This window comes from Paraflavitalea devenefica (assembly GCF_011759375.1).
GTDB lineage: Bacteria > Bacteroidota > Bacteroidia > Chitinophagales > Chitinophagaceae > Paraflavitalea > Paraflavitalea devenefica.
This window is the reverse complement of sequence record NZ_JAARML010000002.1, coordinates 1,415,329-1,431,893: the sequence shown is the minus strand read 5'-3', so window position 1 is coordinate 1,431,893 and position 16,565 is coordinate 1,415,329. Positions and strand designations below refer to the sequence as shown.

Genomic DNA, 16,565 nt, shown 5'->3' with positions numbered 1-16,565 from the left:
TTAGAATCCCATTTGAACACCTACATTCACTACTTTTTGTGTGGGATACCCCAAACCATTCCCGCCACCCTGCTCCGGGTCCCAGAGCTTGAACTTTGAAAAGGTCAATAAATTATATCCGCTCAGGTACACCCTGAGAAACTTGTGGTTGTATCCTATTTCCGCATTCCTGAGCTTCAGAAAAGATCCGTCTCTCAGCCAATAGGAAGAGTTGGCCGTATTATTGGGATTCTCCAGCTTACTCAGCCTGGGATAGCTTGCCCAGATATCGGGATTTTTAGGGCTCCAGTGATCTTCATCAATGAAGGTTAATACATTGCGTATGTCACTCGTACCGAATGGATGGAACCCGCTCAGGAAAAACGATGTTCTGGCCACACCCTGGAAATAAAATGATACATCAAACTTCTTGTAGCGGAAAGAAGCCCCGAAGCCATATACAATTTCGGGCACTGTTGGATAACCCATGCGGATGCGGTCATCGCTGTTGATCATATTTAACCCATCAATGTGGTTGGTGACGTCAAAGTATTTAATATCCCCACCGGTAACAAAACCACCGATCTGTTGCAAAGGGCTTGCATCAACTTCAGCCTGGTCAATAAACAAGCGGTGAGCCGAGTAGCCGAGTAGCGAATTGACCGGATACCCTATGCGGGAAAGGTTTTTATACTTATAGAATGCCGGTTCGTCATAGTCCAATACCGTATTGTGCGCATAGGTGAAAGTTCCTTTCACAGTAAAAGACAGGTCCTTGTTGATCTTGCCCGAATAATCCAAGGATGCATCGAATCCCTCGTTGCGTACCTTCCCAAGATTTCCATATACACTTGTGCCCTGTGTGCCCAGGAAATCCGGGATACCCTGTCTTTGCAGGAATATGTCAGACCTGTTCTCCCGGAAAATATCGAACACAATATTTATTTTATTGAACAACTGAAGGTCGATACCCAGGTTCACTTTTTCTGCCACTTCCCAGGTGATATTTTCATTGGCAAAGCGATTATACGTAGGTCCGTTCCTGGTATAGTCCTGTCCAATGCCCGTAGTATAGCCCTGGCCGCCAAGATCGATATCGGAAAGGTATACAAACCTGTCCCCGCCAATCTGGTCATTTCCTACCAGGCCCCATGAGCCTCTTAATTTCAGCAGGCTTATTACCGGTGCAATTTTCGCCCAGAATTTTTCATTACTCACCACATAGCCGGCTGCCGCAGAAGGGAATAAACCATAGCGGTGGTTTTTGGCAAAATTCTCCGAACCGTTATAGCCTGCATTGAACTCCAGCAGGTAAGTATTATCAAAGGCATACGTTACCCTTCCTGCCAGCCCCTGTATCCTTTTCGGTAAGGAGCCGATAAGCGTGGTAGAGCCGTTATTACTAAACTCCTGCTGATTGTATAAGAACAACCCGCTTACAGTATGTGGCCCAAATGTTCTGTTATAATCAAAGGAGGTCTGAAAATAGATCTGCCGGTCCCCGCTTGTACTTCCGGATGTCGACAACACTTCATTTTGAACGGTCCCTACTCTTGTAATATCATAAGTAAAAGTGCCATCAGGTTTTTTGACAATATTGGAGGCCTGGTATTGGTTCACGCCTCTTTCCCTGGTGGTGCCACCATTGCTCCAGTTCTTAAACGATGCCAGGGCTTTGAACGAAAGCCCTTTGGTAACGAGATCCAGTTTTTGTTGTCCGTCTACAACCGCCGTGATCGAACTTTGGAAATTATCAGTATACCCTTTTTGCATTTCGGCAAAGGGGTTGATGAAGCCATCATTGAAACGGCCACCGCTCTTACCGCCAAACCGGATGCTCTTGCTGCCCTCCTCGCTGGGAAACATCAGCGGGAAATCTACCGGGTTAGCACCCATTACCTGTCCAAAAATAGTTTGAGGACTTACAGACGGTCCATGGTAATCACGAAGAAATGAATTGAGCTTTAGCGACAACGATGTGCTTTTGGTAAAATCAACATGGATGTTGTTCTGAAAAGAATACCTTTTTACATTGATATTATTATCATAGCTGTTCACATTTAATTTTCTTAATACCCCATTATCATTATTCAGGGTGGCGCTCAAAAAATAATCCACTTTCTGCCCTCCACCCATCACGTTAATATTCACAGTTTGATTCATGGCATAGGGCTTGAACATTTCATCATACCAGTCCACATCCGGAAATAAATAAGGATCAAGTTTTGCTCTTGTACCCTCAATTTTATCTTTGGAGTAGGGTATTTCACCGGTACCACGGCCGGTTACCGCTTCATTATAGAGCTCCATGAAACGGGCCCCATCTGCAAATTCAGGAACAGTGGTGGGGGTAGACACCGAATTTTCGATGCGGATGTTCACACGGGGTTTATCAATATTCCGCCCCCTTTTGGTGGTCACGATCATTACCCCATTGGCCCCTCTTGACCCATACACCGCAGTAGCCGTAGCATCTTTAAGGATAGAAAAGCTTTCAATGACTTCCGGCGCCAGGGCATTTAATTCACCTGCGTTGACTACAACACCATCCAGTACGATCAGCGGGTTCGTAGCGCCACTGAAGGTGGAAATGCCGCGGATATAAAAGGACGACCCGTCGGCGCCGGGTTCGCCTGTACGTTGATAAGCGATTACCCCTGCCAACCTTCCGGCAAAAGAGTTGGATAGCTGGCTGCTGGGCAACCGGAGCTCTGCCGGTTTAATAGATTGTACAGCGCCCACCACGCTGGCTTTCTTCTGTGTGCCAAATCCAACCACCACCACTTCATCCATTCCTTTGTCGGCCTTTTTCAACTGTACATGAAAATCCCTTTGCCCGCTCACGCTTATTTCCTGTGTTACAAAATCAACGTAAGAAACTTCCAGCACGGCATCAGCCGGAACATTCAGTGAAAACTCTCCTGCTGTATTGGTCAGTGAAACATGTTCCTTTAAAGAAGATCCTTTTACTTTTACCGTGGCGCCCGGCAGCGGATTGCCATTTTCATCAGTTACCTTTCCCTTAACAGGCAAAAGGGGTGGCGGACTTATTTCTTTTACTTCGGTGTAGGGTGCTTTTAGCCGCAATACAATGGTCCTTTTGATAATATTGTACTCCAGCGGCTGTTTTTTTAAAATGAGGGCAAGCGCCTCTTCCAGCGTAACATTCTGCACGTGAATGCTTACCTTTTCAGTCTTTTGCAAAACATCCTCATCATAAAAAAATACATACCCTGTTTGCTTTTTGATTTCACGAAATACTCTTTCCGGGGAAGCATCCTTTAGGGATAAGCTTACTTTTTGGGAGAACCCGGTGGCGCTTACCTGCAGGGCAGTGGCCAATAGAAAGATTGCTGTTAATTTCATAACAAGCAGTGTTTTGGTGATAGGCCCCGGCATGACATGCCGGGGTTGGCAAGGAGCCTTGAAATGCATACCTTTGAGTTTTGGGTTGAACAATGAATAAAACAGTCTTACCGGATTCGTTTTTCAGGTTGACCCAGGAATTTCGCCAGGAGTGTTCCCGCACTCCTGGTTTGCTCCGTCCCGATAGCTATCGGGACGGGCTTTTTTTTGGATCAGCCTTTAAAACTTTTACTTTCTACCTACTTATACCAGTTTTAAGATCTTATAATAATTTTTTTGTGCTCGATCGAAAATTTTACCCTGCTATAGTTTAATATCTTTAAAACCTCAGAGAGATCGCTGTCCATCGGTATCTCACCGCCAAACCGCTGTGTGGGTGACTTCCCCTGAAATTCAACTTCCACATCATACCACCTTACTAATTGGCGCAATACTTCATCCAGGCTGGTATGGTTAAATTGGAACAGGCCGTTTTTCCAGGCAATAGCTGCTTCTACATTGGCATGCGGTATCGTTTTCATCTCGCCGGCCTTTGTCACCTGCACCTGTTCACCGGGCTTCATAAAAGCAACAGCCGCCTGCTGTTTTATCGAAACAGCTCCTTCTATAAGTGTGGTTCGGATACTGGGTTCATCATCGTAGCTGTTAACATTAAAATGAGTGCCCAGCACGGCTATTTCCATCCCTTGTACATCCACCTTAAAAGGCATGGCTGCATTTCTTACAACTTCAAAATAAGCTTCACCGGTGATGGCTACCCTTCGCTCATTGCCTGCAAAAGCAGCCGGATAACGGATAGAAGAGGCAGCATTTAACCATACAACCGTACCATCAGCAAGCATGATCTTATATTGTCCGCCCCTGGGCGTGCTTACTGTATTATAAAGCACGGCTGTCACCGGTTTAGCTGTTTGCTGGTACGACAACTGGCCACTGTTTAATTTGATCACTTTTACATTGCCTTGTTGCGATAGCGTTCCGTTATCAGCACTATCCAGTACGATCTGCGAACCATCTGCCAGCGTAAGCACCGCTTTATTGCCACCCGGGGCCACATCATTATTGAGCTGTCCTTTTTGTTGTGCAGGCCGGGCAGTCCCCGTGGCAGGCTTATCCAGGTACAATAAATAACCGCCGGCGCCCAGCATAAAACCAAGGATCGCCACGGCTGTCCACATCCATACTTTACGCCTCACTGGCATGTGAATTACCGGCGGTTGGTTTTCATAATGCCTGCCGTTAGCTGAAATATATTCCTGGATATACGTCCTGAATCGTTCGGTTTCGGCGGGCACATCCACCAGCTCGGCTTTCACCAGCTCATACAATTTCCTGGCCTGTTCTGCCTGCTTGCTTAATGCCGGGTTTTGCTGAAGTTGACTTTCCCAATACAGCTTTTCCTGCTCATCGCCTCCGCAATACTTCAAAAACGATTCATCGGACAATAATGCTTCAATTTGATTTGTTCCGGGATTCATAAAATGAGGTTAAGGCTTTACTAATAAGAAGCAGGTACAAGGGATTTTTACCCAAGAAAAACTTAACTATTTTTTAAAAAAGGGAACGCAAACGATTGCAATAGTAGCTGCCCTATTAATGTGTACTTGTTTGAGGGATGCGAATAGTGCAAGAATCAAAAAAAACATAATGCAGATCATACTAATGATGCCATAATGGAGAACTGGCCGTAAGATGTCACAAAACAGGATGTTGTTCTGTCTCAGTATGTAAAAAGTATTATGAAAATTGTTATTCTTGGAGCCTCGCGTGGAACGGGGCTTTTAGCAGTTAAGCAGGCATTAGCAAAAGGATATGATGTGACAGCAGTGGCCAGGAATGTGGTCACGATCCAGCAGGAATGTCATGCATCAATAGCATATTCCAGCCTGAAAATATCAAAGGGAGATGTATTATATCCGGCAAGCTTTGATCATGAACTGGAGGGGGCTGATGTGGTAATATCTTCTATCGGCGTAACCAACAATAAACCTACGGTACTCTATTCAATGGGAATGATCAATATTATTCATGCAATGCATAAGTACAATGTTTCGCGGCTGATATGTGTTTCGGGAATTGGGGTGGAGGTTACACCGGGCATGCCGTTTATAATGAAACTGGCAACTAAATATATTCTGCAGCCTCTTTTGAAAAATAATTTTTCGGACCTGCTAAAAATGGAAGCAGTGGTGAAGCAAAGTCGACTAAACTGGACGATTGTGCGGGCACCCAGGCTAAGAAATGGGGAAATAACCGGCAAATACCGCTTTGCGGCCAATGAATATCTCCGCAACCCGCTGATATTGCGGCGGTCTGACCTGGCCCATTTTATAGTAAACAATATTGATAATAAACAGGTCTTTTGCTCGCGGGTGGAAATATCTAATTAAAAGTCCATCCGCATGCCAAAAGTCGGGAACACGGCAAGGCCGAGAAAATAAGTTTTTCCTGTAAGCGGCTGAAAGAGGGCGGAGCTTTCATTGAACCTGTTCAGCACATTTACAACATCAAAGAAAGCTGTCCATCCAATTTTCTTCAACCGGAATTTATAATCAGCCCGCAGGTCGAGGCTGATAAAATCAGCGAGCCTTTCACCATTTTTTTCTTTTACCTCCTGCGCATACCGCAGATAGCCTGCATTATCAAAAACATCGGAATGCACTATGTATTGATCTGTGGGACGGCCGCTTGCATACCTGAATTTGCCGGAGAAGATCCACTTATCATTTGGCTTGTAACTTCCGAGCAGGCTGATCACATGGGGAAGGTTAAATATATAGTTGTATTCGCCCAACCCATCATGGTCATCTCTTTTGGAATCCATATAGGAATAGCTTACCTGGCCGTGGTATTTTTGGGAGAGCCGTTTGGTAAGGCTTACATCAAAACCATGGGCCTTACCGGTCCCATTGTTGTTCAACAAAGGCTCACCACTGGATGGCCTTACAGCAAGGTCGTCCATTTCTTTATACCATCCCTCTGCAGTAAATTTCACATCGGGGCTGAAGTATATTTTGTAACCAAGTATGTATTGAATGGTACGTTCAGACTTTAACCGGTGGCCTTGGGGCTGAGAAGCAACATCCGCAATAGCGGGATCCTGGTAATAGATACCTGAAGCAAAATTGATACTGTGCTTTCCACCCAACTCAAGCATCCCGCTGATCCTCGGTGACAGGGTGTGTTTCGCAGCAAAACCAGTGTAGTCATATCTTACACCAGGATTTAAGGTGAGGCGCTTAAACAGGGTAAAGGAAAGATCGAGATACCCGGATACATTCCAGGCAGCATCCTCAAAAGCCGCATTGAAATGGTCGGGTGTAAGGATGAGATAATATTGAGCAGGATTTGGCCTGTAATCCGTGGGCAAAAAACTGTACAAAGTGTCGGTATGCTTCAGTTTGCGGCTATAATCGATATTCACCCTGGCCACATCGGCTCCCGCCGTGAATGTGATGTGTTTGCCCCGCTGTGTAAAGATGCTCCGGTAACCCACTTCCTGTTGTTCGTTCTCAATTTTCCGGAGGTCCTGTTCAAAATTGATCTTATCAGTAGGCATGATGTCCCCGTCGGGTTCAATAACAGGATTTGTATAGCCGAGATCGTTGTTAACATCCATCATCCTGTAGTAAAGGATATTTTTCAGGTAGCTGGATTTCCCTGTGAGTGTACGCAGGTTAAGACCAACGACCGCTTTGCTTACTTTTGATTGGCCGATAAAATTGGAATTGTTGTCATCATTGAGGTTTTTGCTTTCCAGCACATTTTTTACGGTGCGCTTATAGGTCTCGGGATTGAACATGGCAATGAAGGACAATTTGTTGCGGGCATTGATCTCAGTAATTGTCTTGAGCATGTAATCACCATACGAAGGTGAGCCGGAATGGGTGAGACCGATCATTTTGAGCAACAGGTCGAAATTCTGGTACCTGGCAGAAGCAAAGAGGCTTGTTTTTTTGTCGAATCCTGAAGGACCATCATACATAAGCGTAAAACCAATGAGATCGAACTGACCACTGTACAAAGGATTGGTGCGGTTACCTTCTTTGATGCCGAGGCCAAGATACGATGAACTTTTTCTTCCATACTGGGCGCCAAAGCCACCGCCCTGGAAAGTGGCATTCTCTACTACGCGGGGAGCGAATATGCTAAAGCGCCCACCGTTGGGATCATTAAAGCCGGTATTGAATCCTTCGATCTCCAGGTGTGAGACCTGGAACAGGGGTATGTCATCCGCCATAAACAAATTATCTGAAGTGCCCTGTCCACGCACTGCAATGGCGGAATACTGGCCACCACTGCTTACCACGCCTGGCAGAATGCCGATGGCCCTGAAAATATCGCCCTGCGCCCCGGGACTTCTGAATATCTCTTCCCTGGAAAGCGCAAAAGCAGATACAGGCATCTGGGGATTATTTTCACCTTTAAAGGCTCTCACGGTAACATCATTCAGTTTTATGGCATCCTCTGTCAGTTCTGTTTCAAAGTAATAGGTTTTACCGGGCACTACATTTATATCGTTCAACGTTTTGTCATAATAACCAATACTGGTTATTGTTACCGTGTAGGTACCGGCAGACAGGTTTGGAATGAAGAAAATGCCTGTGCTGTCTGTGACGGCCACAAAATTATTTTCCCTGATGGCTATGGTAGCCCCTGCCAGGGGCTGCTTTGTTCTGTATTCAACCACTTTTCCTTTGATGGCGCTGTTGTTCTGTGCAACCAGCATGGTGCTGATGAGCATGAAAAAAATGATGCAAACGGTCCTGTTATACATGTTACTTTATTTAAAATAATGGTAAAAACCGCCATGCTGAGCCATGGGAGTCGAAACATGTGACAGGAGAGGGATATTTTTTGTGACAACGGTGACGGGAAAGTATACGGCGCTGTTTTGTTTCGGGAAATTATTAGCTTAGGAAAGGAAGAGAAAGATTAATACAAAAAGTATGTCCCTCAATTCATCGGCCAGTATTTTCATGGCGTTATAGATGGTATTATACACTGTTTTCATGCTGATACCCGTCTCGCTTTCAATCTGCTGGTAATCCATGCCTTTGAAGTATTTCATTTGGATCAGTTCTCTTTGCCTGCCGGTCAGCTTTTCCAGGGCCTTTTGTACCTTATAGCGTATCTCATCCGATCGCTGCATGGCTACTAATATATCCTCATAAGACAAGTCGCCCTGGTCATTGAAAAGTTGCATATCCTCGGGTAGGTTGCTTATTTTCCGGTGAGAAGCTATTGATTGAAAAATTTTTCGACGGATACAGGCAAACAAATAAGCCCTTACATGTTCAACCGGTTTTAGTTTGGAGCGGTTGTCCCATATATCAACAAATACATCATTAATAGCATCCTTGGCAACTTCGTTGCTGTTGCTCAGTTGTACGCCGTAACTTAACAGGTCCGCATACGTTTGCTCATATAGGGAGACCATGGCAGAAGTATCCTCCTGGCGTATCTTTTCCCATAAGCTAGTCATATTCAAAGCAGGCATGTGCTGGCAGCGCTCCTGTTTGCAAGGATACAAAAATTAAAACAAGTTATTATAAACTTTTAGATTGCCAGGTGCGGAAGCCATTCAATCGTTTGCGTGATTTTTAGCAGCCAGATTATCCGGCACCACAAAATATGCGCACCCGATTGCGTAAAAAAAGGTCAATAATTCTCGCTATTATTGATCATGATTTGTGGTATTATCTCATCCAATTTTAACTAACGATCTATGAGCACGAACAGAAGAAATTTTCTCCGCAATATTTCCCTTGGTACCGGCGCAATGGCCATAGGCCTGCCTTCCCGGGTTGCTGCAAAAAGCAACGAGGAAAGTTTGTCACGGGTTTATGAATGGGCCGGACGGCCACCGCAGTTTAACATGTGTGGATACGCCGCACCTAAAATAGACAAAGTGCGTATCGGCTTTATTGGTTTAGGTATGCGTGGGCCCGGTGCCGTGCAGCGCATGTCGCATATAGAGGGCGTGGAAATTAAAGCATTATGCGATAAGGATCCGCAAAGGGCAACAAAAGCACAGGCCATCCTGGAGAAACAGGGATTACCAAAAGCAAAAGAATATTCGGGAGAGAACGGATGGAAAACCATGATCAATACAGAGGAGCTTGACCTGGTGTATATCTGTACCCCGTGGAAGTTGCATACCCCCATGGCATTATACGCCATGCAACATGGAAAACATGTCGCCTGTGAAGTGCCTATCGCGGTAACACTCGATGAATGCTGGCAACTGGTTGAAACTTCTGAAAAAACACGGCGGCACTGTATGATGCTCGAAAACTGCTGTTATGATTTCTTTGAAATGCTCACATTGAATATGGTGCGCAATGGCCTGTTGGGTGAACTGGTACATGCGGAAGGCGCGTATATTCATGATCTGCGCGACCTGAATTTTAGTAAAACAGGCTATGCCGATATGTGGCGGCTGAAAGAAAATTTCCGTAATGGTAACCTGTATCCCACACATGGACTTGGCCCGGTTGCCCAGTGTCTTAATATTAACAGGGGTGATCAAATGAGCCATTTGGTGGCTATGTCTTCCGGCGATTTTATGATGAGCGCTATGGCAAAGGAAAAAGCAGCCGCCGATCCTTTCTATAACCAGTTTACAGGAAAGCCGTTCCGTGGCAACATGAATACCACGCTGATCCATACACAAAAGGGTAAGACCATCATGCTACAGCATGATGTTACCACACCACGCCCCTATTCGCGTATCCATTTGATCAGTGGAACAAAGGGCATCGCCAGCAAATATCCTTCGCCCGAACGCATTGCATTTGGACATGGCTGGATAAAAAACGAAGAGTTAAAAGAGCTGTACGATAAATATACGCCCCCTATCATCAGGCATGTGGGAGAGATCGCTAAAAAGATAGGCGGTCATGGCGGTATGGATTTTATTATGGACTGGCGGTTGATCGATTGTTTGCGCAACGGACTTCCCCTGGACCAGGATGTATACGATGGCGCCTTATGGAGTTCTATTGCGCCGTTAAGTGAACAGTCCGTCGCCAACCGTTCACGAACAGTGGATGTGCCGGATTTTACCAGGAGTGCCTGGAAAAATAATAAACCCGTAAACCTTACACTGGAGAATGGTGGGAATACCGGCATACGGAAAGCAGCCACACAAAGCGAACCGCAGTGAGGTTTTCGAACAACCAAAAACCCAATGCAGGTAGTTATTAAGCGCAGTGTAGTATGAATCCCGCTCCCCGCACACTCTCGAGGCGGATCCGGGCATCCGCTTCCAGCAACTTGCGCAGTCTTCCAATATAAACATCGAGGCTACGGCCATTAAAATAGTCTGCATTGCCCCAGATCTTTTCCAATACATCCTTACGGCTCACAATACGGCCCTGTTGCCGGGCCAGCAGTTCAAGTACGCCTGCTTCCTTTTTCGTCAGCAGTACAGAGGAAGAGCCGTGATACAACCTTAGCTGTGCCGGTTCAAAACGAAAAGCCCCAAAGATCAGTCCGTCGGCAGGAGGCGCTACCGCACTGCTACGCCGAAGGATATTCTGTACACGCAACACCAGTTCATCAGCATCAAAAGGCTTGACCATATAGTCGTCGGCCCCCAGCCCAAGCCCTTTCAGCACATCTTCCTTTTGGCGGCGCGCCGTCAGGAAGAGGAAGGGCATACCGGGATGTTTTCTTTTTAGGGTATCAGCCAGGGAAAAGCCATCTCCCTTGGGCAGCATGACATCAAGCACTACCATATCAAAAGTTTGTTCTGTCAGTAAAGTAAGGGCCAATTCGCCATCGCCGGCCAGCACCACCTCCAAACCCTGCAGCCGCAGGTATTTACCCAGCAGGCGCCCCAGGTCTGCATCATCCTCTACCAATAATAGCCGTGTTGTTGTCATAAGGCAAAGTTATAGTGAATAGGCTTCCGCCGGAGGCGCTGGTATGATAAGCAATATCGCCGCCAAGCTGTTTTGCCTGCATACGGCACAGGTACAAACCCAGGCCCAAACCACGGATATGGTTACCGGCAGGCCGGGGCACACGGAAAAATTTCCTGAACAGGTGGCGGCGCAGGGACGACGGGATCCCCGACCCCTGGTCTTCGAGGGAGATCCTTAGCGTCCTTCCCGCTATTTCGGTATGGATATGCAAAGACGTGCCGGCCGGCGTATATTTCAAAGCATTGTCTACGAGGTTGGCCAGAATGCCTGTTAGCAGGTCGGGATCAGCATTGACCACAATATCTTCATTGCCTGTATACTGTAAGTCCCGCCCGGAGGCCGTCACCAGTTGCTCCATTTCTTTAAGCACGCCGGCGAGATTGAATGGCCGGGACTGTGTCATGCCCATTGGCTGATCCATGGCGCTGGTAAGTATACTGTCCATCATCCGCCGTATCTTCTCATGTTGCCTGTCCAGCTCGTTCAACAGTTCGCCATACCAGCTTTCATCCAGTCTTGCCTCAGGCGTCCGCAGGGATTTAACCACTACTGCTGCCGAACTAAGCGGCGTCTTCAGCTCATGGGTCATATTGTTGGCAAAATCAGTGGTCACATCAGCGATCTGCTTCTGACGAAATAGTGTCATAAACACCAGGAAAAAGATCACTGTCACCGCTATGATCAGCAGCGCGCTGCCAATCAGGGTCCAGGCCATGCGCCTGAGTATGGTCGCCTGCCAATGCTCAGCAACGATTGCTGCTTTTGTCCAGACCGACAGGCGATAGGCAGGCGTATAGGTCATCGCGGTTACGGTATCAGTGCCCAGGCTGAAACCAGCCTGTTGCAATCCTTCGCTTATAGGTAAAACGTTAGCGCTTTGATCTGCATTACCTCCTGTCAGCACCAGTGGTGGTGCTCCTCCTGGCAACAAGGTATCTGCCACCTGCCGGTGGTACAGCACTACATGGGTGTACAGTAAAACGTAATGATTGTCGTGGAGCAGGCTGTCGCCCGAAAGCGCCTGGCTGATGGCATGCCGGTGAGGGGCCGCTACCACTTCGATCTGTTGTTGAAAATTATTCAAGGAAGGTTTCCGCCCGCTTTCGAGCGAGTCCCGTATGTCCCGGAGCAAGGCTACCATCCCCTGGTGATTCAGTGAATCGATCAGTACCTGGCCCCTGGTTCCCAGGCGCTGCTTCACTTGCTGCAGGTAGGCCGATTGCTCCAGCCGGTAGGTATTGCGGATCAGGTAGTATTGGATCAGGCACAATCCTCCCAATACGATTATACAACCGATGATCAGCAGGGTCAGTTTTTGGGCAAAACGCATGCTGAAAAGATACAGGCTAACCGCAGAATAACGAAACATCCTGCTGTTTTTAACCTTCGTTTTGCCTTCATTTAACCTTATTTAACCCAATTTCTGATTGTAATTCCCGCTATTTGCTGCAGGTTTTCATTTAATATTTTACGCATGAAACTATCTTTCACGCTGTTTTTAACAGCCTGCCTGCTGATCACCCTCAACGTTTTTTCACAAGAGAACAAAACAAGCCTCTACAACGAGGCCATGAAACAGTACGAGGGAAAGAATTATAAAGCTGCCGCAAAAGTATTTGACAACATATTCAGTTACCGGTTGAGCAATAAAAGGCTATACGATGCCGCCTGTATTTATGCCCTGAACCAGCAAAACAAGAGGGCGCTGGATATCCTGGCGTATTTGGCCGGCAAACAGTTTTATTCCAACTATGACCACATCGTGAAGGATAGCGATTTAACGGGCTTGCACCATCACAAACGCTGGCCTGTAATAGTAAATAAGGTAAAGGACAACAAGGCTTCCGCATCTCAACGGCTGCCCGGGCGCATCGCCACAGCGCTGCACAATGCGAAACAACGATTGCAGGCAGATAACGGGCAGTTATGGGGACAACTTATCTGGAATGAAAACATGTTGGTATTGGACTATGACAATACCGTTTATTCCATCACGGAATTTCCCGGCAGCAAAACCGATAGCGGGAAAATATACTATGCCAAACTGCCGCCCAATACGCTCACCTTTGTCAATACCGTTCAAACCTATGCAGGGAAGGATTATGCCATCGTATTATCCAACTATCTTTCAGACCATTCCAGTACTATAATTCATGAACTGTTCCACCTCTTGCAGAGGAAGGCCCGCAAACTGAACGGCGACGCCATCAAATACCTGGACAATTACGAGGCCCGGGAGCTGCTGCGTTTGGAATACCAGGCATTGCGCAACGCGCTGTATTATGCCGGCCATAAAAGCGCTCAGCAAAAAGTGGTGGCCTGTCTTGAAGACGCCCTACGATTCAGGAAAATAAGACAGGGGCGTAATAAAGACTACCTCCAACCGGAACTAGAGATAGAAACCCTGGAAGGACTGGCGAATTATACCGGTTTTGCCTTGTCCGGCACGCCCGATAAATACGAAGAAGCCATCGAAGAGATCTACCAGCGAGAAGAAGCGCAAACCTATACCCGGCCCTTCCCGTATGCTACCGGTGTAGCTTATGGCTTGCTGTTTGATCACCTGCACATTCAGTGGAAAGCCGGGCTTGACCAGGTATATAATTTCCTGGCCATTTATGAAAAGGCAAAAGCGACCGCGATTGATACCACGGTCAATCAATTGGCAAGGGCCAGGAAATCCAACAACTTTGAACAGATACACCGCGAAGAAGAAGACCGGAGGACCCAAAACGAAAAACTCCTTGCTTACTACCGGAGCCTGCTGCAGGAGAAACCCACCCTACGTGCACAAATTACAGACGGGATGGAGTACAATCGCACCTTCAATATGAATGGCACCATCGAAATCCCCGGACTGGGCACTGTATATTCCGGCATTCAAGGCCGGGACAAATCGGGCAAATGCTTTGGATCTTTTAAGACCATCGAAGATAAATCTGTGCTGGGTAATGCTGGCGTGCTCATGCTACCTGATTACAAAACGTTCATCTTTCCCACCCCTTTCCGGATGGAAGGGAATAAGATCATTGGCGACACGTACGAAATAGAGCTGAACGAAGGCTGGTCGGCAGAAAAGGCAGACGATACCGGCAATTACGTGATCAGGAAAAAGAATAATCCGTGAATCCCATTATGGAAGTTACAGGACCGCATCCAGCACCAACACGCCACCAAGACCGATGATAGAAATAACCGTTTCCATCACTGTCCAGGAGCGCAGGGTTTGCGGTAAAGACAACTGGAAGAACTCCTTGAACATCCAAAAACCTGAGTCGTTGATATGAGAGCCGAATACGCTGCCGGCGCCCACGGCCAGCACCATGAGTTCGGGTGATGCGTTGCCGGCGGTTACTAACGGAGCCACTACCCCAGCGGCCGTAATACCGGCCACCGTGGCCGAACCGATCATGACCCGCAGGAAGGCAGTAATAACCCAGGCAAATAACAAGGGCGGCATATCCCATTTGCTGCTGAAGGTGGCAATATAACTGCCGGTGCCACTGTCAACCAGCACCTGCTTGAATACACCACCGGCGGTAATGATGAGCAAGATCATGGCAATGCCGGCGATGGCTTCCCCCAACAATTTCATCATTTGTGCAATGTTGATGCCTGCCTCCTTACCCAGGAAATACATGGCCAGTAATACGGTGATCAGCAAGGCAATGACACTATCACCGATAAACAGTAAAATGGTTTGCAGAATACTTCCAGGCTGTAAAAGATGCCCTGCCACCACCGCCAGTGCGATCAGGCATACCGGCATTAAGGCGAAGAGTAAACTTGCTGCCACAGGCGGCAGTGTTTTGTGCTGAACGGTAGCGGCTGTTAAAGCAATATCCTGTGCTGGTGTGGTCAGGTTCTTCAATAGTTTACCCAACAAGGGTCCGGCCACGATGACTGCCGGGATGGCCAATACGATCCCATACAACAGCACTTTACCCATATTGGCATTGAATGCCTTTACCAGCACCACCGGTCCCGGATGTGGCGGCAAAAAACAATGCGTAGTGCTTAAGGAAGCCGCCATGGGTATAACGATGTATAATAAAGGTAAACCGGTTTTGCGGGTCAAGGTTACCACCAGCGGCACCAGGATCACGAAACCCGCATTGTAATAGAGCGGAATGCCGATTAAAAAACCAGTCAGCAATACCGCCCATTGTATATTCCTGATCCCAAAAGCCCTGATGAGCGTAGAAGTAATTTGTTCGGCAGCGCCCGTCACTTCCAGTATCTTTCCCAGGAAGGCGCCGAGACAAATGATCAGGGCCAACCCTCCCAGCGTACTGCCTACCCCTTTTTCAATGGATACCAATAACACGCCGGGCTTCATGCCCAGGAATAAACCGGCCAGTATAGCTACCACCAGCAAGGAGATAAACGGACTTACTTTCTTTGCAGACAGGAAGATCTGTAACGCGATGGCCAATACGATGATGAGGATTGTCATGCGTTATTGTACCGTGTTTTCGAGTGTGCCGATAGGATCAATGGAGATGGCTATTTCGTCACCACTTTGCAGGGTAAAATCATGCCCCGGCACAATGCCTGTTCCCGTCATGATCAAACAGCCGTACGGAAAACTGCATTCCCTGTATACAAACGACACCAGTTCTTCCGGCGTTCTTTTCAACTGACTGATGGACACTTCGCCTTTATAAGCAGTGGTATTGTTGCGGGCAATGACCAGGCTGATAGCTGTGTTTGCAGGGAGCGGTTCCCTGGTAACATAAATACAAGGCCCCACCGCCGCACTGCCATCATACGTTTTTGCCTGCGGCAGGTACAACGGGTTCTCCCCTTCAATACTCCGGCTGCTCATGTCATTGCCGATGGTATACCCCACTATTTTGCCGGAAGGAGTGACCACTAAGGTGAGCTCAGGTTCCGGCACATCCCAGGTGCTGTCTTTGCGGATACGCACCAGTCCCCCATGTCCTACAATGCGGTGATAAGTGGATTTAAAGAACACTTCCGGTCTTTCGGCTTCATATACTTTGGCATAAAAATCGGCGCCGCCTGCTGCCTTGCTTTCTTCCTGCCTGCCAATCTTGCTTCGCAGGTAGGTAACGCCACAGGCCCACAACTCCTGGTCCCTCCCTACGGGCGGTAACAACTCTTGGATGGCACTGCTATCTGCCATCGTCGATGTGTAGGTGAGTTGATCCAGTTTTTCATACAGTTGGTCATCATTCACCAATGCCTCCCAGCTTTCATTCAAAGCATAATAATGACCATCCTTTTCAATGACGGCGCCTTTTTTTGTTTTGTAGAGTTTCATGT

11 protein-coding genes are annotated in these 16,565 nt (G+C 47.3%); 3 read left to right on the top strand and 8 right to left on the bottom strand.

The genetic code is table 11. The features are described 5' to 3' along the window. Complete coding sequence (locus HB364_RS15225) at positions 1-3,345, bottom strand: TonB-dependent receptor (RefSeq protein WP_167289074.1); 3,345 nt, start codon at positions 3,343-3,345, stop codon at positions 1-3. 254 nt (positions 3,346-3,599) lie between these two features. Further along, positions 3,600-4,823 (bottom strand): FecR family protein, encoded by a 1,224-nt coding sequence (locus HB364_RS15220; RefSeq protein ID WP_167289072.1) that lies wholly within the window; start codon positions 4,821-4,823, stop codon positions 3,600-3,602. A 261-nt stretch (positions 4,824-5,084) separates the two neighbouring features. Between HB364_RS15220 and HB364_RS15215 the strand changes: the two genes are divergently transcribed. After that, the gene (locus HB364_RS15215) at positions 5,085-5,735 is read left to right on the top strand and encodes an NAD(P)-dependent oxidoreductase (RefSeq protein ID WP_167289070.1); all 651 of its coding nucleotides are present in this window, start codon (positions 5,085-5,087) and stop codon (positions 5,733-5,735) included. On the opposite strand, the gene HB364_RS15210 is transcribed toward HB364_RS15215, so the two are convergent. Beyond that, complete coding sequence (locus HB364_RS15210; RefSeq protein ID WP_167289068.1) at positions 5,732-8,122, bottom strand: TonB-dependent receptor; 2,391 nt, start codon at positions 8,120-8,122, stop codon at positions 5,732-5,734. The genes HB364_RS15215 and HB364_RS15210 overlap by 4 nt on opposite strands. 138 nt (positions 8,123-8,260) lie before the next feature. Beyond that, complete coding sequence (locus HB364_RS15205) at positions 8,261-8,830, bottom strand: RNA polymerase sigma factor (protein ID WP_167289067.1); 570 nt, start codon at positions 8,828-8,830, stop codon at positions 8,261-8,263. Positions 8,831-9,073: 243 nt separating this feature from the next. Between HB364_RS15205 and HB364_RS15200 the strand changes: the two genes are divergently transcribed. After that, complete coding sequence (locus HB364_RS15200; protein ID WP_167289065.1) at positions 9,074-10,513, top strand: Gfo/Idh/MocA family protein; 1,440 nt, start codon at positions 9,074-9,076, stop codon at positions 10,511-10,513. Positions 10,514-10,550: 37 nt separating this feature from the next. Here the strand turns inward: HB364_RS15200 and HB364_RS15195 are convergent, their stop codons facing one another. Further along, a complete protein-coding gene (locus HB364_RS15195; protein WP_167289064.1) occupies positions 10,551-11,234 on the bottom strand; it encodes a response regulator transcription factor in 684 nt (227 codons plus the stop codon). Then, positions 11,200-12,645 carry a sensor histidine kinase gene (locus HB364_RS15190; RefSeq protein ID WP_167289062.1) on the bottom strand — a complete coding sequence of 482 codons (1,446 nt, stop codon included), beginning with the start codon at positions 12,643-12,645 and terminating at the stop codon, positions 11,200-11,202. Before HB364_RS15190 ends, HB364_RS15195 begins: the two co-directional genes overlap by 35 nt. A 105-nt stretch (positions 12,646-12,750) precedes the next feature. Between HB364_RS15190 and HB364_RS15185 the strand changes: the two genes are divergently transcribed. Next, a complete protein-coding gene (locus HB364_RS15185; RefSeq protein ID WP_167289061.1) occupies positions 12,751-14,403 on the top strand; it encodes an outer membrane protein assembly factor BamD in 1,653 nt (550 codons plus the stop codon). Between the two features lie 15 nt (positions 14,404-14,418). Here the strand turns inward: HB364_RS15185 and HB364_RS15180 are convergent, their stop codons facing one another. Together HB364_RS15180 and HB364_RS15175 are read right to left on the bottom strand one after the other, a co-directional pair. Then, complete coding sequence (locus HB364_RS15180; RefSeq protein WP_167289059.1) at positions 14,419-15,732, bottom strand: gluconate:H+ symporter; 1,314 nt, start codon at positions 15,730-15,732, stop codon at positions 14,419-14,421. A gap of 3 nt (positions 15,733-15,735) precedes the next feature. Then, positions 15,736-16,563 (bottom strand): fumarylacetoacetate hydrolase family protein, encoded by an 828-nt coding sequence (locus HB364_RS15175; RefSeq protein WP_167289058.1) that lies wholly within the window; start codon positions 16,561-16,563, stop codon positions 15,736-15,738. Between the last annotated feature and the right edge of the window lie 2 nt (positions 16,564-16,565).

Excerpts from the sequence above, each read along its gene's own strand:
- HB364_RS15190 (WP_167289062.1), bottom strand. The coding sequence starts at position 12,645 with ATGTTTCGTTATTCTGCGGTTAGCCTGTATCTTTTCAGCATGCGTTTT.
- HB364_RS15180 (WP_167289059.1), bottom strand. The coding sequence starts at position 15,732 with ATGACAATCCTCATCATCGTATTGGCCATCGCGTTACAGATCTTCCTG.
- HB364_RS15205 (WP_167289067.1), bottom strand. The coding sequence starts at position 8,830 with ATGACTAGCTTATGGGAAAAGATACGCCAGGAGGATACTTCTGCCATG.
- HB364_RS15220 (WP_167289072.1), bottom strand. The coding sequence starts at position 4,823 with ATGAATCCCGGAACAAATCAAATTGAAGCATTATTGTCCGATGAATCG.
- HB364_RS15200 (WP_167289065.1), top strand. The coding sequence starts at position 9,074 with ATGAGCACGAACAGAAGAAATTTTCTCCGCAATATTTCCCTTGGTACC.
- HB364_RS15210 (WP_167289068.1), bottom strand. The coding sequence starts at position 8,122 with ATGTATAACAGGACCGTTTGCATCATTTTTTTCATGCTCATCAGCACC.
- HB364_RS15195 (WP_167289064.1), bottom strand. The coding sequence starts at position 11,234 with ATGACAACAACACGGCTATTATTGGTAGAGGATGATGCAGACCTGGGG.
- HB364_RS15175 (WP_167289058.1), bottom strand. The coding sequence starts at position 16,563 with ATGAAACTCTACAAAACAAAAAAAGGCGCCGTCATTGAAAAGGATGGT.
- HB364_RS15185 (WP_167289061.1), top strand. The coding sequence starts at position 12,751 with ATGAAACTATCTTTCACGCTGTTTTTAACAGCCTGCCTGCTGATCACC.
- HB364_RS15225 (WP_167289074.1), bottom strand. The coding sequence starts at position 3,345 with ATGAAATTAACAGCAATCTTTCTATTGGCCACTGCCCTGCAGGTAAGC.
- HB364_RS15215 (WP_167289070.1), top strand. The coding sequence starts at position 5,085 with ATGAAAATTGTTATTCTTGGAGCCTCGCGTGGAACGGGGCTTTTAGCA.